At 67.7% G+C, this 20,960-nt stretch carries 21 protein-coding genes; 10 read left to right on the top strand and 11 right to left on the bottom strand.

Going from position 1 to position 20,960, the window contains the following annotated elements; all coding sequences use genetic code 11:
• Positions 1-36 precede the first annotated feature (36 nt).
• A complete protein-coding gene (gene parC / locus IPP91_05990) occupies positions 37-2,397 on the top strand; it encodes a DNA topoisomerase IV subunit A (protein MBL0141614.1) in 2,361 nt (786 codons plus the stop codon).
• Between the two features lie 90 nt (positions 2,398-2,487).
• Positions 2,488-3,348, top strand: a complete 861-nt coding sequence (locus IPP91_05985; GenBank protein MBL0141613.1) for a polyphosphate kinase 2 family protein — start codon at positions 2,488-2,490, stop codon at positions 3,346-3,348.
• A gap of 80 nt (positions 3,349-3,428) precedes the next feature.
• Here the strand turns inward: IPP91_05985 and IPP91_05980 are convergent, their stop codons facing one another.
• From IPP91_05980 to IPP91_05945, 8 genes are all read right to left on the bottom strand, one after another.
• Positions 3,429-3,632 (bottom strand): cold-shock protein, encoded by a 204-nt coding sequence (locus IPP91_05980; GenBank protein MBL0141612.1) that lies wholly within the window; start codon positions 3,630-3,632, stop codon positions 3,429-3,431.
• A gap of 177 nt (positions 3,633-3,809) precedes the next feature.
• Positions 3,810-4,394, bottom strand: coding sequence for an SRPBCC domain-containing protein (locus IPP91_05975; GenBank protein ID MBL0141611.1), 585 nt, complete (start codon positions 4,392-4,394; stop codon positions 3,810-3,812).
• 74 nt (positions 4,395-4,468) lie between these two features.
• Entirely contained in the window at positions 4,469-4,990 is a 522-nt protein-coding gene (locus IPP91_05970) for an SRPBCC domain-containing protein (GenBank protein MBL0141610.1), read from the bottom strand.
• Entirely contained in the window at positions 4,983-5,360 is a 378-nt protein-coding gene (locus IPP91_05965; GenBank protein MBL0141609.1) for a helix-turn-helix transcriptional regulator, read from the bottom strand. Before IPP91_05965 ends, IPP91_05970 begins: the two co-directional genes overlap by 8 nt.
• 53 nt (positions 5,361-5,413) lie before the next feature.
• Entirely contained in the window at positions 5,414-6,844 is a 1,431-nt protein-coding gene (locus tag IPP91_05960; protein MBL0141608.1) for an efflux transporter outer membrane subunit, read from the bottom strand.
• Positions 6,837-9,971 carry an efflux RND transporter permease subunit gene (locus IPP91_05955; protein ID MBL0141607.1) on the bottom strand — a complete coding sequence of 1,045 codons (3,135 nt, stop codon included), beginning with the start codon at positions 9,969-9,971 and terminating at the stop codon, positions 6,837-6,839. The genes IPP91_05960 and IPP91_05955 overlap by 8 nt, the downstream gene beginning before the upstream one ends.
• A gap of 2 nt (positions 9,972-9,973) precedes the next feature.
• Entirely contained in the window at positions 9,974-11,131 is a 1,158-nt protein-coding gene (locus tag IPP91_05950) for an efflux RND transporter periplasmic adaptor subunit (protein MBL0141606.1), read from the bottom strand.
• A complete protein-coding gene (locus tag IPP91_05945) occupies positions 11,128-11,748 on the bottom strand; it encodes a TetR/AcrR family transcriptional regulator (GenBank protein MBL0141605.1) in 621 nt (206 codons plus the stop codon). The genes IPP91_05950 and IPP91_05945 overlap by 4 nt, the downstream gene beginning before the upstream one ends.
• A gap of 48 nt (positions 11,749-11,796) precedes the next feature.
• Between IPP91_05945 and earP the strand changes: the two genes are divergently transcribed.
• The 3 genes from earP to IPP91_05930 all read left to right on the top strand — a co-directional run bounded on the left by earP (position 11,797) and on the right by IPP91_05930 (position 14,882).
• Positions 11,797-13,038: an elongation factor P maturation arginine rhamnosyltransferase EarP gene (gene earP, locus IPP91_05940; protein MBL0141604.1), complete on the top strand. Its 1,242-nt coding sequence runs from the start codon at positions 11,797-11,799 to the stop codon at positions 13,036-13,038.
• 56 nt (positions 13,039-13,094) lie between these two features.
• Entirely contained in the window at positions 13,095-13,655 is a 561-nt protein-coding gene (efp, locus tag IPP91_05935; protein ID MBL0141603.1) for an elongation factor P, read from the top strand.
• A gap of 120 nt (positions 13,656-13,775) precedes the next feature.
• Positions 13,776-14,882, top strand: coding sequence for an enterochelin esterase (locus IPP91_05930; GenBank protein MBL0141602.1), 1,107 nt, complete (start codon positions 13,776-13,778; stop codon positions 14,880-14,882).
• Positions 14,883-14,890: 8 nt separating this feature from the next.
• On the opposite strand, the gene IPP91_05925 is transcribed toward IPP91_05930, so the two are convergent.
• Both IPP91_05925 and IPP91_05920 read right to left on the bottom strand, forming a co-directional pair.
• Positions 14,891-15,823: an AraC family transcriptional regulator gene (locus IPP91_05925; protein ID MBL0141601.1), complete on the bottom strand. Its 933-nt coding sequence runs from the start codon at positions 15,821-15,823 to the stop codon at positions 14,891-14,893.
• Between the two features lie 59 nt (positions 15,824-15,882).
• Complete coding sequence (locus IPP91_05920) at positions 15,883-17,070, bottom strand: DUF2863 family protein (GenBank protein ID MBL0141600.1); 1,188 nt, start codon at positions 17,068-17,070, stop codon at positions 15,883-15,885.
• 110 nt (positions 17,071-17,180) lie between these two features.
• Between IPP91_05920 and IPP91_05915 the strand changes: the two genes are divergently transcribed.
• The 5 genes from IPP91_05915 to IPP91_05895 all read left to right on the top strand — a co-directional run bounded on the left by IPP91_05915 (position 17,181) and on the right by IPP91_05895 (position 20,225).
• Entirely contained in the window at positions 17,181-17,570 is a 390-nt protein-coding gene (locus IPP91_05915; GenBank protein MBL0141599.1) for a DUF2237 domain-containing protein, read from the top strand.
• 11 nt (positions 17,571-17,581) lie between these two features.
• Positions 17,582-19,042, top strand: a complete 1,461-nt coding sequence (locus IPP91_05910; GenBank protein ID MBL0141598.1) for an ethanolamine utilization protein — start codon at positions 17,582-17,584, stop codon at positions 19,040-19,042.
• 119 nt (positions 19,043-19,161) lie between these two features.
• On the top strand, positions 19,162-19,485 hold the full coding sequence (locus IPP91_05905) for a DUF883 domain-containing protein (protein MBL0141597.1): 324 nt from the start codon (positions 19,162-19,164) through the stop codon (positions 19,483-19,485).
• A gap of 22 nt (positions 19,486-19,507) precedes the next feature.
• On the top strand, positions 19,508-19,894 hold the full coding sequence (locus IPP91_05900; GenBank protein ID MBL0141596.1) for a phage holin family protein: 387 nt from the start codon (positions 19,508-19,510) through the stop codon (positions 19,892-19,894).
• On the top strand, positions 19,887-20,225 hold the full coding sequence (locus IPP91_05895) for a hypothetical protein (GenBank protein ID MBL0141595.1): 339 nt from the start codon (positions 19,887-19,889) through the stop codon (positions 20,223-20,225). Before IPP91_05900 ends, IPP91_05895 begins: the two co-directional genes overlap by 8 nt.
• Here IPP91_05895 and IPP91_05890 read toward each other — a convergent pair.
• On the bottom strand, positions 20,208-20,906 hold the full coding sequence (locus tag IPP91_05890; GenBank protein ID MBL0141594.1) for an SOS response-associated peptidase: 699 nt from the start codon (positions 20,904-20,906) through the stop codon (positions 20,208-20,210). The genes IPP91_05895 and IPP91_05890 overlap by 18 nt on opposite strands.
• Positions 20,907-20,960: the final 54 nt, after the last annotated feature.

Here is a 20,960-nt window from a genome sequence, read left to right as displayed (position 1 = left end):
CGATAAGCGCTGTCGTTCATAACATCCGGAAACACCATGCTTGATACGAAGACACCTGACCTGTTCGCGATCAATCCGCCGTCGCCGCCTTCACCGCCTTCACCGCCGCGGCCGCCAGCTCCGCCCCCGGACGGTGGCGTGCCGCTGGCCGCCTTCGCGGAGGGCGCCTACCTTGCCTATGCGATGAGCGTGGTGAAGGGGCGTGCGCTGCCGGCCATCGAGGACGGCCAGAAGCCGGTGCAGCGGCGCATCCTGTATGCGATGCGCGAGCTGGGCAACCGGCACGACTCGCCGTTCAAGAAGTCCGCGCGCATCGTGGGCGACGTGATCGGGAAATTCCATCCGCATGGCGACTCGGCGGTGTACGAGGCGGCGGTGCGCATGGCGCAGGATTTCACGCTGCGCTATCCGCTGATCCAGGGGCAGGGCAACTTCGGCTCGCGCGATGGCGATGGCGCGGCGGCCATGCGCTACACGGAAGTCAGGCTCACGGCGTTCGCGGAGGAGATCCTCCTGGCGGAGCTGGACCGCGGCACCGTCGATTTCATCCCGACCTATGACGGGTCGCTGCAGGAGCCGCGGCTGCTGCCTGCGCGCCTGCCGATCGCGGTCCTCAATGGTGCATCCGGCATTGCCGTGGGGATGGCCACCGAGATCCCGCCGCACAACATGGGCGAAGTGGTCGGGGCGTGCGTCGCGGCGCTCAAGAGCGTGAAGGCGACGGATGCGGAGATCCTCGCGTCCGTTCCCGGCCCGGACTTCCCCGGCGGCGGGCAGATCATCTCCCCGCCCGAGGAGATCGCCCGGGCCTACGGGACGGGGCGTGGCAGCGTTCGCGTGCGCGCGCGCTGGACGGTGGAGAAGCTGGCGCGCGGGCAGTACCGCGTCGCGGTGACCGAGATGCCGCCGGGCACCAATGCCGCCAGGGTGCTCGCGGAGATCGAGGAACTCACGAACCCGAAGCCCCGTGCGGGCAAGAAGACGGTGTCGGCCGAGGTGCTGGCGCTCAAGTCCGCCGTGCTCGGCGTGCTGGAAACGGCGCGCGACGATTCGGACCGCGAGCATCCCGTGCGCCTTCTCTTCGAGCCGCGCACCTCGCGTATCGCGCCCGAGGAGCTGATGAACCTGCTGCTCGCGCACACCTCGCTCGAAGCGAACGCGTCCATGAACCTGGTGGCGATCGATCGGGAAGGAAAGCCGAAGCAGGCGGGCCTCGCGCACTGGATCCGCGAGTGGGCCGCCTTCCGGCTGGAGGCGCTGGAGCGGCGCTTGCGGCACCGGCAGGGCGAGGTGCTCGACCGGCTGCACATCCTGGATGGGCGGATGATCGCCTTCCTCAACATCGACCAGGTCATCAAGGTGATCCGCAACGCCGACGAGCCGCGGCCGGCGCTGATGGCGAAGTTCAAGCTGAGCGAGCGCCAGGCCGAGGACATCCTCGAGATCCGCCTTCGCCAGCTCGCGAAGCTCGAGGGCATCAGGATCGAGCGCGAGATCAAGGAGCTCAAGGCGGAGCAGGGCGAGCTCGAGAAGCTGCTCGCGAGCGAAGGCGCGCGCCGCAAGCTGGCGGTGAAGGAAGTGACGGCCGACGGCGAGCGCTTCGGCGACAAGCGCCGCACGATGATCGAGATGGCCGAGCGCGCGGCAGCTGCTCCCGTCGAGACGCTGACGGATGAGCCGATCACGGTGATCTGCTCGCGCAACGGGTTCCTGCGCACGCGCACGGGGCACGGCATCGATGCCACGACGCTCTCGTGGAAGGAAGGCGACGGGCCGCTTGCCGTGATCGAGACGCGGACCGTTCACCCCATCGTGCTGGTGGCCACCAATGGCCGGACTTTCAGCGTTCGCGCGCTGGATCTCCCGGGTGGCAAGGGCGATGGCGTTCCCGCGACTTCCCTCGTGGATCTCGCCGGCGCGCGCATCGTGGGCGTGCTGGCGGGCGACCCCGAGACGCAACTCCTCTTCTCCTCCAGCGGCGGCACGGGATTGCTCTGCCAGTTGAAGGACCTTGTCACCCGGCAAAGAGCGGGCAAGGCGTTCATGAACGTGGGCGAGGGCGAGCGGTGCCTGGCACCGGAAACGATTCGCGGGAAGGTGACGGAAGTTGCGACGCTTTCCGGCGAAGGCCGACTCCTCGTCTTCCCGCTGGCGGAGGTGAACCAGCTCTCGGGCGGCGGCAAGGGCGTGATCCTCATGCGCCTGCACGAAGGCGAGGCGCTCCTGGGCGTGCGGGCCGTGTCCGGCAGCCTCAAGGTGAAGGGGAAGGGTCGTGGCGACAAGGTGTCGTTCGTGAACGTGTCGCCGACGGAGCTGGAGGGCTACCGCGGGGCGCGTGCGCGCACGGGCCGAGTGCTGCAGGGCTCGCTCAAGGCCGTCGGGGGATTCGCGGATTAGGACACGAGGCGATGCATCGCCTCGTCAGGGACGGGGACGCACCGCAGGCGAGCGGCGGACTTTCGAATGACGAGGCCGAAGGAGAGGACCATGTCGCAGACTGTTTTCGACAAACCCGGCCAGGCAATCCGCCTTGATCGCATCCCGGCCGATCCGCCGAAAGGCATCACCCGCGAAGGAGCCGAGAAGCGATTCGCCCCGCTGAGGGAGGAGCTCTTCGCCCTCCAGGACGCGATGTACGGGGCCAAGGTGAACAGCGTTCTGGTCGTGCTGCAGGGGCGCGACGGCGCCGGCAAGGACGGCTCGATCAAGCACGTGGTCGGCTGCCTCAACCCGCGCGGCATGATCGTCACCTCGTTCGGCGTTCCCACGCCCGAGGAGCGGCAGCACGACTTCCTGTGGCGCGTGCACCGCCATGCCCCGCGGCTGGGCGACTTCGCCATCTTCAACCGCTCGCACTACGAGGACGTGCTGGTCGTGCGCGTGCACGGCCTCGCGCCGAAGTCTCTCTGGAAGGAGCACTACGGCCACATCGCCGATTTCGAGGAGCTGCTGGCGGAGCACGGCACCATCGTCCTCAAGTACTTCCTGCACATCACGAAGGAGGAGCAGGAGGCGCGCCTCCTCGAGCGCGAGGTGTCGCCGGGCAATGCCTGGAAGTTGAATCCCAACGACTGGAAGGAGCGCGACCACTGGGACGAGTACACGGAAGCCTACGAGGACGCCATCTCGAAGACGGCGGCGAAGCATGCGCCCTGGACGATCGTGCCGGCTAACGCAAAGTGGTACCGCAACCTCGTCATCGCGGAGTCGATCGTCGAGGCGCTGCGGGAGCGCCGCAGGAACTGGAAGGACACGCTCGAGGCGATGGGCAAGGCAGGCCGGGCGGGGCTCGAGGCCTATCGCGCGGAGATGGCTGGCGTGAAGGGTGCGACGAAGAAGGGGCGTTGACCGCTGCTGTGCCACGGAATCCTGAAAAGAAAAACGGCAGCCCGAGGGCTGCCGTTTCCACGTGCTGCTGATGGTGCGGCTTACAGCGGCTTGATCGCCGTGGCCTGCTTGCCCTTGGGGCCCATCTTGACTTCGAACTCGACGCGCTGGTTTTCCTTCAGCGTCTTGAAGCCCGCGGCCTGGATTTCCGAGAAGTGCGCGAAGAGATCCTCGCCGCCGCCTTCAGGGGTAATGAAGCCGAAGCCCTTGGAGTCGTTGAACCACTTGACCGTTCCGATTGCCATGTTGTGTGTCCTATATACAGATTGAGAAAAATGCGGGCGAGCCCGCGTACCGCAAGCGACACAGGTTGACCAGACGGGAACTGAGTAGTGGCGCCGGATTCCCGGCGGTACTGAAGTTACTGCTGAACAGACTGAATCACCGCTGGACGGCACTATACGCTAAAAGTGCCTGACACATCAGGGCTTTTTCCCGGCGCCCGCCTTGGCGTCCTCGGTATCCTGGTAGTCCTTCACCTGCTTGAGCCATGACGACCAGTCCACGGGACCTTCGACAAACCGCTTCTCGAGGTTGGCGAACACCCGGCCCCACGCGACGTCGAAGTATTCGTAGGCCTTGTCCCACTGCCCGCCCTCGCCCCAGCCGCTGTGCGTGAGCCGCACCTCGGTTGCGCCATCGCCCGCGGGTTTCAGGCGGACGGTCACGCTGGTGTGCTGGGCGCGGACGTCGGGCAGGTGCGGCGGCGCGTTCCAGGTGAACGAGAGCATCGACTTTTCCTGGACTGCCAGCACCACCATGCCGTCGGCGCCCTTGAGGCCGGGTTTGGCGTACGGATTCATGTACACCTCGAAGGGCCCGCCCGGCCGCGCCTCGATGCGCGCGTCGGGAGCGAAGAAGGACTTGATGCCTTCCGTGGTCGTCCACGCTTTCCACACCTCATCGACGGGCGCCCTCACGGTGACGACCTTGACGAGGGTACGGTCCTGGGCGGCCGCCGCCAGGGGAAGGAAGGCGACGAAGAGGGTTGCCAGTACGTGCTTCATGCGGCATCTCATTTGCGCGGACCGCTCTGCGGACCGGTTCCGGAGAACCGGGCGACCCCAATACCCGTCCCCGGTCATTTCAGGGGCCAGTTTTCGGACCTGGTCCGGGCGGGCAGGACGAACTCGAGCGCGCCGAACATCGCGTACATGAGACGCGTGCCCAGGGGCGGGCGGCCGGTCTCGACGATCGCCTTGAGGTTCTTGAGGATGAAGTCGCCGCCGCGGCGCATCTCGGTTTCGGTCTTGGTGCCGATGGGGATGTTCTCGACGGTGAGGGTGACCTCGACGCCGCCGTCGACCTTCTTCAGGTCGTAGACCACGGTGCAGGCGGGGTCGCCATGCTGCGTGAAGCGGTGCGTGTGGGAAAAACGCGTGGGCGCCTGGTGGTCGACCACTTCACCGATCACCATGGCATGCCTGCCGCTTCCCGTGCGCATCTGCATCTTGCGGCCGCGAACCAGGCCGGGCGCATCGAGCGTGAGCATGGAATTGAACACCGCGCCCTGCGGCTCGTCCGTCTTGGTGAGCTCGTGGAAGATCGCCTCCATGGTGCCCGCGATCACGATGCGGAAAATCGCCTTGCCGGTATCAGCCACGTGCGCCTCCCTTCGCTCTCGCCAACGGCACCGGGGCGTTCTCGAGCCGGTACTTCATGCGCGCAAGCCGCCCCGCCCAGTAGTCGCTGAACTCCGTGGTCCAGCGGTCGTAGATCATGTGGATGGGCACGGGGTTGAACCACAGCTGCCGTTCTCGCCCCACCTTCTCCGAAATGACGAGATTCGCCCCCTCGAGCACCGCGAGGTGCTTCATGACCGCGATGCGCCCGATGTCGAAGAACTCGCAAACGCGGTTCACGTTGCAGCCCGGCTCCTTCTTGAGGATGTCGAGGATTCGCCGCCGCTGCTCGTTCGCGAGCGCGGAAAACGCGGCGTCCATTTCGTCGGACTTCAGGGGAGCGGGGCTCATATGTCACCATAAGGTGACATGATTGCCGGGCGGTGTCAAGCCCCGGCAAGCGCTCAGGATCGGCCGGGCGCCTGCGCTTCCTGCCCGCCGCCCAGCGCCTTGTAGAGCTGAACCGCGGTGGTGAGTTGCAGCCGTCGTGCCATCACGGTGAGCTGGCTCACGATGTAGGAGTCGCGCTGTGCATCGAGTACCTCGATGTAGTTGCTGACCCCGGCCTTGTAGCGCGCTTCGGCAACGAGAAGACGCTGGTTCTGGGACCGCTCCGCCGCTTCCTGCGCGCGGATCTGCTCGGCCAGCGCATCGCGCGCCGAGAGGAGGTCGGCGACTTCGCGGAAGGCCTGCTGGATCGTTCGTTCGTAGTCCGCCACCGCAATCACCTTGCGCACCTGGGCGAGATCCAGGGTCGACTGGTTGCGCCCCGCGTCGAAGATCGGCACCACGAGACTGGGCACGAAGCTCCACGCGCCGCTGCCGGAATCGAACAGGCCGGAGAGCGAGCCGCTGGCCGTCCCGGCACTCAGGCTGATGCCGACGCGCGGCAGGAACGCCGCGCGCGCGGCGCCGATGGTCGCATTGGCCGCTACGAGCCGCTGCTCGGCCGCGCGCACGTCGGGCCGTTGCAGCAGCGTCTCCGAAGGCACGTCTACCGCCAGGTCCGGCACGATGTCGCGCTGCGTGAGCCTTCGCGGCTGCGGAAGATTGGCAGGCACCGTGCCCACGAGGAGCGTGAGCGCGTTCGCGGCCGCCGCGCGGTTGCGCTCGAGGCTTGCAGCGTCGGCGCGAGCGGCTTCATAGGCCCCGTCGGCGGCGAGGAAGTCCAGGTCGTTCGCAAGGCCCGCATCGCGGCGCCTCTCGACCAGCATGCGGTTCTCGGCACGGCTTTGCACCGCGGCGCGCGCAAGGACGAGGCGCTCCTGCATTTCCTGGAGCGTGAAGTAGGCGTTGGCGACGTCCGCGATGAGCGACAGCCGGAAAGACTCGCGCGCCTCGTCGGTCGCGAGGTAGTTCGCCAGCGCCGCCTCGTCGAGGCTTCTCACGCGGCCCCAGAAGTCGAGTTCGAAGGATGTCATGGTGAACGCGACGTCGTAGCGGCGGTTGATGGCTTCCGCCCCGGTGGCCGAGAGGTCGGCCGGGGTGCGCGCGGCGGTGCCGCCCGCCGCCGCGTTGATCGTCGGCAGGCGGTCGGCTTTCACGATGCCGTACAGGGCCTGCGCTTCCGCCACGCGCGCCACGGCGATGCGCAGGTCGCGGTTGTTCTCGAGGGCCGCCGTGACCAGCGCCTGCAGCCTCGCGTCGGGCAGGAACTGCTGCCACGCGAGGCCGGCGACGGCGCGCGCTCCGGCGGGGTTCGCGCCCTCCGGCCACTGCGCGGCCACCGGGGGCGTGGGGCGCTCGAGGGGAGGGACGAACGAGCAGCCCGCCAACACGGCAAGGCCCAGGGGAATGACGCGCCGAAGGACGCCCGTGATATCGCTGCTACGCATGGGGGTGATCCTCCGCATGGGCGGCGTGTCGAGCGTGGCCCGGGAAGTAGCGGCGCACGACGACGAAGAACGCCGGCACCAGGAACACCGCGAGCACCGTGGCCGAGATCATGCCGCCGGCCACGCCCGTGCCAATGGCGTGGCGACTCTCGGCGCCGGCGCCGGTGGAGATCACCAGCGGCACGACCGCCACCACGAAGGCGATCGAGGTCATGAGGATGGGCCGGAAGCGCAGCCGGCACGCCTCGAGCGTGGCCTCGACGAGCCCCATCCCCTCGTCCTGCAACTCGCGCGCGAACTGGATGATCAGGATCGCGTTCTTGCTCGACAGGCCGATGATGGCGATGAGCCCCACCTTGAAGTAGACGTCGTCGGGCAGCCCGCGCAGCGTCACCGCGAGCACGGCGCCGAAGACACCGAGCGGCACCACCAGCATCACCGCGAACGGGATGGACCAGCTCTCGTAGAGCGCGGCCAGGCACAGGAAGACCACGATGAGCGAGACGCCGAACAGCAGCGGCGCTTGCGATCCCGAAAGGCGCTCCTCGTAGGAGGTGGCCGACCACTCGTAGCCGAAGCCTGGCGGCAGCTTCGAGGCCACGTCCTCCATGGCTGCCAGCGCGTCACCCGTGCTGCGTCCCGGCGCCGGACCGCCCGCGATCTTCATCGACGGCAGGCCGTTGTAGCGATCGAGCTTGGGCAGGCCCGAGATCCATTGCGGCTTGGCGAGTTCGGAGAGCGCCACCATCTCCCCCTTCGCGTTGCGCACGGTGAGGCGCAGGATTTCATCGATGGATCGCCGCGTGCCGGCTTCCGCCTGCATCTGCACGCGCAGCACGCGGCCCTGGCGCACGAAGTCGTTGATGTAGGCCACGCCCAGTGAGGATTGCAGGGAGTCGTTGAGGTCGGCGATCGACACGCCCAGGGATTCGGCCTTCACGCGATCGATGTCGAGCAGCAGCTGCGAGGTGGGCTCCTGCCCCTCCGGTCGCACGCCCGCCAGCCGCGGATCCTTCGCGGCGAGACCCAGCGCGATGTTGCGCACTTCCAGCAGCCGCTCGCGGCCCTGGCCGCCGCGGTCCTGCAGGCGGAAGTCGAATCCGCCCACCGCCGCGAGTTCGGGAACCGGCGGCGGGTTGATCGCGAAGATGATCGCCTGCTTGATGCGGAAGAAGGTCATGTTCGCCTTGCGCACGAGCGAGACCGACTTGCCCGCCTCGCCGGGGCGCGTGTTCCAGTCCTTGAGGCGCACGAAGGCGATGGCCGCGTTCTGGCCGCGGCCGAAGAACGAGAAGCCCAGCACGCCGATCACGTGGTCCACCTCGGGCTGCTTGAGGTAGTACTGCTCCACCTGCTCGAGCACCTCCAGCGTGCGGGTGGTCGTCGACCCCGGCGGCAGCTGCACGAGGTTGAGGAAGTAGCCCTGATCCTCCTCCGGCAGGAAGCTCCCGGGAAGCCGCGAGAAGAGCCATCCGGTGGCGCCCACGATCACCGCGTAGATCACGAGGAAGCGCCAGGCCCGCCCCACGATGTGGCGGACGCTGGAGGTGTAGCCGCTCGTCGTGCGCGCGAAGAAACGGTTGAACCAGCCGAAGAACCCCTTCGTGGGCAGCAGCTCCGTGCCCGGCGCGTGCTTGAGCAGCGTCGCGCACAGGGCCGGCGTCAGCGTGAACGACATGAGCACCGAGAAGAGGATCGTGAAGATCAGGGTCACCGAGAACTGGCGGTAGATGGCGCCCGTCGAGCCGCCGAAGAGCGCCATGGGCAGGAATACCGCGCAAAGCACGAGCGTGATCGCGATCACCGCAGGAGCGACCTGGTCCATCGACTTGCGCGCCGCATCGCGCGGCGACAGCCCTTCCGTGCTCATGAGCCGCTCGACGTTCTCCACCACGACGATGGCGTCGTCCACGACGATGCCGATGGCGAGCACCATCGCGAAGAGCGTGAGCACGTTGATCGAGTAGCCGAACAGGTACAGGCCGAGGGCCCCGCCCACCAGCGACACCGGCACGACGATCGTGGGGATGATCGTGGCGCGGAAGTTCTCCAGGAAGAGGTACATCACGAGGAATACCAGGAACACCGCCTCGACCAGGGTCGTCACCACCTCGCGGATCGAGATGTCGACGAACTGCGACGTGTCGTAGGGCACCACCCAGGTGACGCCCTTGGGGAAGTAGCGCGCGAGCTCATTCATCTTCGCCTTGACCGCGCGGACGGTCTCCAGTGCGTTGGCGCCCGGCGAAAGGCGTACCGCCACGCTCGCCGCGGGCTGGCCGTCGAGGCGCGCGGTGATGTTGTAGTCCTGCGCGCCCAGCTCGACCCGCGCCACGTCCTTCACGCGCAGCGTGGAGCCGTCAGGGTTGGTCCGGACGACGATGTTGCCGAACTCCTCGGGCGTGGAAAGGCGGCTGCGCGTCACGATCACGGCGTTGAGCTGCTGGTCCGGCGCGGCCGGCAGCTGGCCCAGCTCTCCCGTGGCGAGCTGCGCGTTCTGCGCGCGCACCGCGCGCGACACGTCGGCGGGAGTGATCCGGTAGCCCTGCAGCTTCTCGGGCTTGAGCCACAGGCGCATCGAGTACTCGGTGCCGAAGAGCAGGGCCTCGCCCACGCCGGGCACGCGGCGCACCGGGTCGAGGACGTTGGAGGCGACGTAGCTGCCGAGGTCCACGTTGTTCAGGCTCTTGTCCGGCGAGATGATGGACACGAACATCACGTAGTTGCGCGCCGTCTTCGCGACCGTGACGCCGATGCGCCGCACGTCGTCCGGCAGGCGCGCTTCCACCCGCTTGATGCGGTTCTGCGCCTCCACGGAGGCGAAGTCCAGGTTCGTTCCGGGCTGGAAGGTGAGCGTGACGGTGCCGATGCCGATTTCGGAGGCCGACTCGAGGTAGAGCAGGTTCTCGATGCCGTTCATTTCCTGCTCCACCAGGGCGACGGCCGACTCCTCCACCACCTGCGCCGCGGCGCCGGGATAGTTGATCGAGACGGTGAGCGCCGGCGGGGCGACCGCCGGGTACTGGGAGACGGGAAGCTTGCGCAGCGCGAGCACGCCGCCCAGCACGATCAGGATCGCGAGCACCCACGCGAAAATGGGGCGATCGATGAAGAACTTGGCGAACACGGTCAGCCTTCCTTTTTCGCGTTGCCGGCCGGAGCCGGCGGCGGCGCGGTAGCGGGAGCCGCCACCGGATTCCACGCGACCGGCTTGACCGTCGCGCCGGGCTGAACCTTCTGCTGGCCGTTGACGATCACCTGGTCGCCCGCCGCGAGCCCGTCGGCGATGATGAAGTCGCCTCCTGCCATGCCCGCCGAGCGCACCGGCCGGATCTCGACCTTGCTGCCGGCGCCCACGACCAGCACGTACTGCCCGTTCGCGCCCGTCTGGACGGCGCGCTGGGGCACGCGCAGGGAGTCGACGGCGATCGCCTCGGGAAAGCGCACGCGCACGAACATGCCGGGAAGGATTTCATGCCTGGGATTGGGAAACTCGGCGCGCAGCGATACCGCACCGGTGGTCGAGTCCACGGCGAGGTCCGAGAAGAGGAGCTTTCCCGGCAACGCGTAGACGCTGCCGTCCTCGAGGATCAGTTCCACCCTGGCCGAATCGGCGCGCTTCCACCTCCCGGACTTCACGGCGTGCTGCAGGCGCAGGAGGTCCGCGCCGGGCTGGGTGAAGTTGGCGTAGACCGGGTCGATCTGCTCGATCAAGGCGAGTGGTGTCACTTCGCCACGCCCGACGAGCGCGCCCTCGGTGACGAGTGCGCGCCCGATTCGCCCGGAAAGCGGCGCGGGGACGCGCGTGTTGTCCAGATCGATCTGTGCGCGCGTGAGGGTGGCCTGCGCCTGCTTGAGCTTCGCGCGAGCGGCATCGTATTCCTGCACGCTCACGCCACGGATCTCGAGCAGGGGCTTGTAGCGCTCGACGACGAGCTTCGATGCATCGACATCGGCAGCGGCGGCCTCGACCGCGGCGGCATAGTTGCGCGCATCGATCTGGAAGAGGGTGGCGCCCTCCTTCACGTCGCTGCCTTCCGTGAACAGGCGCTTTTCCACGATGCCTTCCACCCTCGCGCGCACCTGCGCCGAGCGGTATGCCTGCAGCCGCCCGGGCTGGTCCTGGGTGAGCAGGGCGTTGCCGGACTTGACGGTGATGACGTCGACTTCCGTCGGTGGCATCCCCGCGGGACCACCGGCCGCCGGCGTGCCTCCTCCCGGGCTGCAGGCGGCCAGGACGGCGAGCGACAGTAGGGTCGGGGCGACGAACCGGAGGGTGGGGTTCATGGGACAGTCCTTTGTTGGTTCGGGGCGAAGGCCCGGAGAAAGCAGTCGATGATTCGCTCGACGCGCGCGCGTTCGGCGTCGTCGGGGAGCATGGCTGCGCCCAGCAGGCGGCGCGTGCGGTCGCAGCAATCGAGCATGGAGAGCAGCGTTTCGGTGGCGAACTCGGGATCGTCGCGGCGCAGCGTGCCCTCGTCCATGGCGCGCGCGAGGAACTCGGCGAGTCTCCTGATCGTCTGCCCGGCGCCCTTGTCGAAGAACGCGCGGGCAAGGTCTGGAAAGCGCGGCGCTTCCGCGCTCACCGTGCGGAACAGGGCCAGCCCCTCGTCGCCTATGAGCCGCTGTCGAAACGTCATGCCGAACCGAATCAGCCGCTCGCGCAGGTTCCGCCCGTCGCCGTCGAGGGACACCAGGATGCTGATCGCCGCGATGTTGGCCACTTCGCTGAACAGGTCGTCCTTGCTGGCGAAGTGGTTGTAGACGGTTTGCCGGGCAACACCCGCGCGAGCGGCGATGGTGTCGATGCTCGCGCGGTAGCCAACTTCCTTGAAGGCTTCCGCGGCCGCGTTGATCAGGCGCTGCCGGCAGTCCTGGAGGACAGGATCGACGGGGACATTCATGGATTCACCCGATCCCTCGAGTTGGATAGACTGGACAGTCTAGTCTACATGGGATCGGGACCCGGGGAAAGCCCGGCCCCGAGCCGCATAATCGTTCCGACGGGCGCGTGGCCCGGATCAGGAGGTCAATTGGCGGCACCCCCGGAGCGCTGGGACATCTTCTGCCGCGTCGTCGACAACTTTGGCGATGTGGGCGTGGCGTGGCGGCTGGCCCGCTGCGTCGCCCGCGAGCAGGGCAGGCTCGTGCGCCTCTACCTCGATGACCTGACGGTGCTCTCGCGCCTGCGCCCCGACGCGAGCCCCACGATGGCCGCGCAGCGCATCGATTCCGTCGAGATCCGCCATTGGGACGAGCGTTTCCGCGAGGGCGGATTCCTTCCGGTGGAGGAGGTGGCCGACGTGGTCGTCGAGACCTTCGGATGCGATACGCCGGAACCCTACGTGCTGGCGATGGCGGCGCGCCGGCCGCATCCGCGCTGGATCAACCTCGAATACCTGAGCGCAGAGGAATGGGTCGAGGGCAGCCATGCGTTGCCTTCGCCGCACCCGCGACTCGCCCCCCTCACGCGGCATTTCTTCTTCCCCGGCTTCACCGCGCGCACCGGGGGCCTCCTTCGTGAGCGCGACCTCCTCGTGCGCAGGGACGAGTTCCAGGCGGACCGCGCGGCACAGGCCGAGTTCTGGCGTGCGCTCACGGGAGCCGTCCCGCCCGACGGGGCGCTGAAGGTGAGCCTGTTCGGCTACCTGGGGGCGCCCTACGAGTCCCTGCTCGAAGCGATGGCCCGCCATGCCGGCCCGGTGTGGATTGCCGCGCCCGAGGGGGTCGCGTCGCTGGCCGTCACGTCCTGGCTGCACGGCAAGGCGCACCGCGGGGAGCGGGGCGCCGTGAACGCCTTCGTCATTCCCTTCCTCGACCAGGACCGCTACGACGAGCTGCTCTGGTCCTGCGACCTCAATTTCGTCCGCGGCGAGGATTCCTTCGTGCGCGCGCAGTGGGCTGCCCGGCCCTTCGTCTGGCACATCTATCCGACCGACGACGGGGCCCATTGGGTGAAGCTCGCGGCCTTCCTGGCCCGGTACACGGCGGGCATGGACCGGGGGCACGCCGACTGCATCACGGCCCTGTGGGAGGGGTGGAACCGGGGCGAGACGGTGGCGCGCTCCTGGCCCGCCTTCGCCGCCGCCCTGGCGGTCACGGCCCCGCATGCCGAGGAGTGGGCCGCGCGCCTGGCCACCGCCCCGGACCTTGCCACGCAACTGGCGGCTTTCACCGATAACATGCTAAAATAACGGGCTTTTTCGACGTCCCATCGCGATGGTGGGCGGAAGCATTCACGGACGGACTCATGAAAACAGCTCAGGAACTGCGTAGCGGCAATGTGTTCATGGTGGGCAACGACCCGATGGTCGTGCTCCGCGCGGAGTACAACAAGGGCGGGCGCAGCTCCGCCACCATGAAGATGAAGATGAAGAACCTCCTCACCGGCAACAACACCGAGACGGTGTACAAGGCCGACGAGAAATTCGAGCTCCTCATGCTCGAGAAGAAGGAAGTGACGTACTCGTATTTCGGCGACCCCATGTACGTGTTCATGGACGGCGACTTCAACCAGTACGAGATCGAGAAGGACAGCCTGGGCGAGGCCCTCAACTACATCGAGGAAGGCATGCCCTGCGAGGCCACCTTCTACGAGGGCAAGACCATCTCCCTGGAGATCCCGAACACGGTCGTGCGCGAGATCACCTACACCGAGCCCGCCGTGCGCGGCGACACCTCGGGCAAGGTGCTCAAGCCCGCGAAGCTTGCCAATGGCCATGAGGTGGCGGTACCCGCTTTCTGCGCCACGGGCGACAAGATCGAGATCGACACCCGCACCAACGAGTACAAGCGCCGCGTCACCGGCTGACGAAGCAACTGCTCGAAGGGAACTGAAAGGGCGCTTCGGCGCCCTTTTCCCATTTGGGCTTTCGCCTGACGCGTTTCTGCGAGAATCGCCACTTCCGATCGTCAACCATCCCGAGGTCGCATGGCACTCAAACGCCCGAAGTGGAAACCCGGCACCGTCGTGGTGCTGGAGCACGTCTCCTCCGTCCTGAAGGGCAATGCCCTGGGCGACCCGCACGCAAGGAAGCTCGCCGCTTGGCTGCCGCCCCAGTACGACGAGGGCGCCACGCGCGGGCGCGGCAAGCGTTTTCCCGTACTCGTGGACATGGTGGGCTTCACCGGCTCGGGGCTCTCCCACATCGCGTGGAAGAACTTCAGCGAGAACGTGCCGGAGCGCGCGGCTCGCCTGGTGCACGAAGGGAAGATGGCGCCCGCGATCCTCGTGTTTCCGGACTGCTTCACGGCGCTGGGCGGCAACCAGTACGTGAACAGCACCGCCATCGGCAACTACGCCGACTACCTCACGAAGGAGATCGTGCCGTTCGTGGACAGCCAGTTCCGCACGCTCGCCTCGCGCGAGCATCGCGGCTGCTTCGGCAAGTCCTCCGGCGGCTACGGCGCCATCATCCACGGGATGAAGTACGCCTCCACCTGGGGCGCGATCGCGGACCATTCGGGCGACGCCTACTTCGACTTCGTCTATCACCACGACTGGCCCAATACGCTGAACGAGCTGGCGAAATACCGCCCGAAGAAGCTCGCCCCAGGCCCGTACGACGCGCGGAAAATGGAGAAGGGCGCTGACCGCGGGCGGGACGACGGCCGCGTCGCGGCCTTCCTCAAGGCCGTGTGGGAAAAACCGAAGCTCTCGATGGCCGAGGGCCACGCGATCATGAACCTCTGCATGGCGGCGAGCTACGACCCGGACCCGAAGGCGCCCAACGGCTTTCACCTCCCCTTCAACCTGGAGACAGGTGAGCTGCTGAAGGACCGGTGGAAGCGCTGGCAGGCCAACGACCCGGTGAACCTCGTGGCAAGGTACCGGAAGAGCCTCGAGTCGCTGCGCGGCATCTACATCGATTGCGGCTCGCGCGACCAGTACCACATCCAATATGGCTCGCGGATCCTGTCGAAGCGGTTGCAGCAGGCGGGCATCCGGCACACCTACGAGGAATTCGACGACAACCATTCCGATGTCGATTACCGGATGGATGTCTCGCTGCCGTTCCTCAGCAGGGCGCTGAGGTAGGGAACACGTTATCGCTTCCTTCGCGACTTGCGCCGCCACACGGACGGGGGCTTGCCGAAAGTGCGCTTGAACGCGCGGGAGAAGGAGTGTCCCGTCTCGTAGCCTGCGCCCGTCGCGATCTTCTCGATGGAGTGCGCGGTCGTGGCCAGTTCGTGCGCCGCGAGCTGCAGCCGCACGCGCGTGAGGAACCCGAAGATGGGCTCGCCGACCACGAGGGAAAAGCGCTCTGCGAGGGCGGAACGCGAAAGTCCGACCTGGCGCGCCAGGCGCTCGACCGTCCAGTGCTCGCCGGGCCGGCCGTGCACGATGGCCAGGGCGACGCCCACGTAGCGATCATTCAGTCCCGCGAGCCAGCCCGAACCGCCGGGCGCAAGGCCCTCCACATGGCGGCGCAGGGCCTCGATGAGAACCAGCTCCGCCACCCGCGAGAGCGCGGCCGTGCCGCCAGGGCGCGGCGCATCGGAGCCCGAAAGCGAGAACCCCAGCGAATCGGAAAGCCAGGCGAGGGGCGCGGTGCCGCGAATCCCGGCCTTGAGCACGGGCGGCAGCGCCGCAAAGAGAGGCTCGGCCAGGTGCCGGTCGGCGGAAATGGCCAGCGTGACCCAGCGCGTTCGCCGTCCGGATCCGCCCAGCGTGACCGGCGCCAGCTCTCCCGCGATCGGCGGGCGCAGCAGGGTCGCGAAGGGCGTGGATTGCGTGGAGAGGTCGGAGCCGATGAGGTGACTTTCGCCGCGCGCCAGGAACGCGACGTCGCCCGCGCGCAGCGCCATAGTCCCGAATTCTCCCGCTTCCAGGACGCAGTCGCCCTCCAGGACTACGTGCGCGAACGAGCGCGAGCTGGCCGCCGGCACCGACACGCACCACGCTCCGCCCGCCGTGGCATCGGCGAGGACGGAGCCGACCAGGTTCGAGATGCGCAGGACTTCGGAGAGGGCGTCCATGCCGGAATGGGGTCGGATTACCTTGCACGTTCATTGTGCATGGCGATCCGACCCCGCTGTCAATGGAAGTGGGCGGCGGGGGAGTCGGCGTCCTCGGGTAGCTCGGCGTGGACCATTTCCGCGTCCGGGCTGGCGAAGAGGGGCGCGCCGCAATCGTCGCAGTATTCGGGTTCGAAGGTGCCGGTGAGCTTCTTCACCTCCGTGACCCCGCATTGCGCCAGCTCGGCGAGCAGGTCCTCGATGGGGCCGGGACGCGAATTTTCGTCCTCGCGGCCGTACAGCGGCCAGACGACGCCGTGGGCCACATGACTGTCGCCGTCCACCGTGAAGCCGACGCGGTATTCATCCACGCGCTCTTCGCCGAAGCCGGCGATCACGGCGCGAAGCTGCGAAGTCTCCACCTGCATCGCGTTCTCGAGGTAGGACACGCCCGCGCGGATGGCGTACGGGCGCACGCGGCGGTCGGCCTCGCGGCAGTTCACGTAGTAGGCGTCGGGCAGCAGGCACTCGAACACGCAGCCGGGCAGCAGCTTCGCGATGGTCGGGCGGGCCTGCGCGATCCATTGCTCCAGGCTCGTCGTGCGACCGGTGTGGCCGCTCGCGTCCTCCTGCCAGTGGAAGAGGGGCTTGCCGCGCAGCGTCGCGACCGATGCGAGGACGAAGCGCGCGTCGGAAAGGAGCTGCGCAGTCTCCGGCATGCGCGCGAAGTCGATGCGCGGGATCTCGCCGGTGACGGCAGCATCCCCCAGCCGCGCCGCCAGGCGCCGCAGTTCCGAGAAATGCCGCGGCAACTGATCGACCGAGTAGAGGTAGGGCACGAGGGTCACGCGCGTATCGGCCGCCAGCACGTGCGCCTGGAGCTGCACCTTGAGCGCCTGCGCGTCCTCGCGGGCAATCGGGCCGGAGGGAATGGCGTACTTGGACCATGCGACGACGGGCGCCGCGATGAGGAGCGTCTCCCACGCGAGGTCGCCCTGCATGACGGTCACGGACTCCGAAACGCCCTCGACCCGCTCGATCAGCACGTCGTAGGGGCCGGAATTGGTCTGCCAGAGCTGGTCCAGCGCCCCGTCCATCGGGACGTCGTTGCCGTGCTCGAGGAGCTTTTCGAGCAGGGACGCGATCTGGCCCTCCCAGAATCGATCCTCGGTGAGGCTGCCGGAGGTGTGCAGGCCGTTGGCCAGGGCGATGAGGCGTTCGGCGTCCCGGGTGAGGCGGGGCGCGGACTTGCTGCGGGTGCGGGCCATGGTGGGGGTGCCGGCATCGAAAAATGCCGGTCATGATGACGATTCGTCGGAAGCGTATTTTATCATTGGTACGACCGCCAATCCCGGAACACTCCACCCGAACACCCCAGATGCCCGAATCCCTGAACGTCCTCGGCGGCGAATTGCTCGCCTGCTGCTTCGATCCCCTCACCGGCTATTACCGCGACGGGTCCTGCCATGCCGCGGAAGATGACGCGGGCACCCATCTGGTTTGCGCCCGGATGACGAAGGAATTCCTCGCCTTCAGCTTCGCCCGCGGCAACGACCTGGTGACGCCCAACCGCGCGCACCGTTTCCGCGGCCTCAAGCCCGGCGATCGCTGGTGCCTGTGCGCGCTGCGCTGGCTGGAGGCGCTGGAGGCCGGCGTCGCCCCGCCCGTGGTGCTGGCGGCCACCCACGAACGCGCTCTCGACCTCGTGCCCCTGGCGGTGCTCATGAGCCACGCGCACGATTCCAGCCCCAGCGCGAAGGCGCCCTGAGCGGGACCGCCTTGATCGCCCTCGCGCCCGCCGTCGCCTTCGTCGATCTCGAAACCACCGGCACCTCTTCCACCGGCGACCGGGTGACGGAGGTGGCCATCGTGCGCGTCGTCGAGGGCGAGGTGGTCGAGGAGTGGTCCTCGCTCGTGGACCCGGAACGCTCCATCCCCCCCGACATCCAGATCCTCACCGGCATCACCAACGAGATGGTGAAGGGCGCGCCCACGTTCGCCGAAATCCGGGACGAGGTGCGCGAGCGGCTCGAGGGGCACCTGTTCGTCGCGCACAACGCGCGCTTCGATTACGGCTTCCTCAAGAACGAGTTCGCGCGCCTGGAGATGCCCTTCACCGCGGATGTGCTTTGCACCGTGCGGCTGTCGCGCCGGCTTTACCCGGAAGCGGTGGGGCACAGCCTCGACGCGCTCATCGCCCGCCATGGGCTCACCGACCCTCGCGACTGCGTGGATCCGGCCGCGCGAACCGGCCGGCACTCGGCGCTGGGAGATGCCCGCGCGCTGTGGCGCTTTGCGAAGGTGGTCGAGTGCGAGAAATCGGCCGACGAGATCGCGGCGGCCGTTAAGCGACTCCTCAAGATCCCGAGCCTGCCGCCGCAGTTGCCGCCCGATGCGCTCGAAGGCGTGCCCGAATGCCCCGGCGTGTACCGGTTCTTCGGGGTGAACGACCTGCCGCTCTACATCGGCAAGAGCGTGAACCTGCGCGACCGCGTGCGTTCCCATTTCACTTCCGACTATCGCAGTTCCAACGACAGCCGCCTGTCGGCGGAGATCCGGCGCCTCGACTGGATCGAGACCGCCGGGGAGCTGGGCGCTTTGCTGCTCGAATCGCGCCTCGTGAAGGAGGTGGCGCCGCTGCACAACGCGATGCTGCGCCGGCGCCGGACCAACTGCGTGCTGCGACTGCCCTCGCTGCGGGACGCGCCGGAGTTCCTCAAGCTCGACGAGATCGACTGGGACGAGCGCGGCTCCGGCGCCGAACCGATCTACGGCCCTTTTACCTCGCCGCGCGCCGCTCGCGACCTGCTGGAGGCGATCGCTGCCGAGCACGGCCTGTGCTGGCGCCTGCTCGGCTGGGAAAAGCGCGGCGGTCCCTGCTTCGCGCGGCAAGTGCACAAGTGCCGCGGCGCATGCGTGGGCGAGGAATCCCCGGAGGCGCATAACGTGCGGCTCGCCACCGCGCTGGAGGTGAAACGCATCCCCGACTGGCCTTTCGCGGGACCCGTGGCCATCGTCGAGCGCGACGCGACACGCGCCATCGAGGAGGCGCACGTGATCGACCGCTGGCGCCACCTGGGCACCGCACGCGACGAAGACGAGCTGGTCATGCTGGCGGGCACGCGGCGGCTGCCGGAATTCGATCCGGACGTGCTCAGGGTGCTGCGGCGCTGGTTCGAGGAGCATCCGGGCCGCGCGAGGCTCCTGGAAGGAAGTGCGGGCCATTCCCGCAAGCGTTGACTCGAGTCAACACGGCCCGAATCCAGCAGGTACACTGTCATTCAAGGGGAGGTTCCGGTCGACAGTGGCCTGCCGGTGCCTGATCCCCGCTTCCGATGGCCACCAGAGCGAGGCTCACCATGACGCAGCCGGTCGAAGTGACGAGAGAAAAACTCCTCCAGGATTTCAACACGGTGATTGCGGAAACCGAGCAATTGCTGAAGTCGGTGGCCAGTGCGGGTGGCGACAAGGCCAATGCATGGCGCGCTGGCGTCGAGCAGAACCTGGCTGCCGCGAAGGACAAATTGGTCCAGCTCGAGCACACGGCGGCCGAGAAGGCCAAGGTCGCGGCCGAGGCGACCGACAATTATGTTCACGACAAGCCGTGGCAGGCGATCGGCATCACGGCCGGCGTGGGCGTCCTTGTCGGGCTCGCGGTCGGCATGCTGCTGAACCGCCGCTAGGCGGGCGGGACCCGGTCAGCAGATGTCCGAAGCCCAGGGGGCAGGCCTGATCGAATCGTTGCGCGCGCTGGGCGCCACGGCGCTGGCGCTCGTGCGCGTGCGCATCGATCTCATCGCGGTCGAGTTGAAGGAGCATTCGCTGCTGCACAAGCAGATGCTGCTCCTGGCCGTCGTGGCCGCGTTCTTCCTTGCCGCCGGATTCCTCTTCCTGGCCTTCTTCTTCGTCGTCCTGTTCTGGGACACGCATCGCCTGGCTGCGATCGGCGGGGTCACGCTGGCCTATGTCGGCATCGGCGCCTGGGCAGCGCTTCGCCTGCAGGACCTGATGAACAACAGCCCGCCCCCGTTTTCCGCGACGCTCGCCGAATTCAAGCGCGATCTGGAACAATTGCGGGGTGACGATGAGTGATTCCGCCCGTGAACTGGCGCTGCGCAAGGACTTGCTGCTCGCCCAGTGTTCGCTCTACCGGCTGAAGATGCGTGGCGAGGTCGAGGCGGTGCGCAGGAACCTCACGTGGTCGCAGGCCGGGGTGGCGCTTGCCAGTGCCGGCCCCGTGCGCAACCTGGCATTCAACCTCGCGGTCGATGGGGTGGGCCGGGACCGGGTGGCAAGGGTCCTCGGGCTTGCAAGGCGGGCACTGGCCTTTGCCCGTGTGGCCCTCATTGCGGTCGGCCTTTTTCGAGAGGCGACGCGGGGCACGCGCGCCGGGGCCGAAGCGGATTCAACCCGGCATTCCTGACGGCTGCGGCGGTTCGTCGGCGGATCCGAGCAGATCGGGCGACTCGTTCCTCGGATTGTTCACTCGCGTCGAGACCACGCGCTCGCGCATCGGCTCGTCGGCATAGGGCCTGAGAAGCTGCGCGGCGTCCCGGGCCGGCGCCTCGAGCCATGCCTGGTGGTCTGCCGGCGCCAGGATCACCGGCATGCGATCGTGGATGGTCGAGAGCGCGCGGTTGGCGCCCGTCGTGAGAAGCGTATAGGTCTCCACGGGCGGCAATCCCGGGTTCGACTTGTCGAGCCAGGACTCCCAAAGGCCGGCGAATGCGAACACCGGCTGGTCGGCCAGGGTGATGGCGTGCGCAATCTTGTGGCCCGCGACCCCCGTCCACTCGTAGAAGCCGCTGGCGGGCACGAGGCAGCGACGGCTCTTCATCGCGTTGCGAAACGAGGGCTTTTCGGCGGCCGTCTCGCTCCTCGCGTTGATCATCCTGTTGCCGATGGCGGGATCCCTCGCCCAGGAGGGCACCAGACCCCAGCGCAACATCGCCACCCCGCGCACCCCGGCATCCGTCATCCGCACGACCGGCGCTTCCTGCGTGGGCGCGATGTTGAAGCGCTTGCGGATGCGGTCGTGCACGGGCACGTTGAACGTGTAGGCGATCACGTTGCCGTCGGCGTCGAGGAAGTAGCGGCTGCACATGGCGGAAAGTATTGCACAGGGTTGCCCCATGCCGGCGCGGCCGGTAACCTTGCG

This window comes from Betaproteobacteria bacterium, from assembly GCA_016720855.1.
In the GTDB taxonomy this organism is placed as follows: Bacteria; Pseudomonadota; Gammaproteobacteria; order Burkholderiales; family Usitatibacteraceae; genus FEB-7.
The sequence above is the reverse complement of the archived record's forward strand: the minus strand, read 5'-3'. Positions and strand labels throughout refer to the sequence as shown.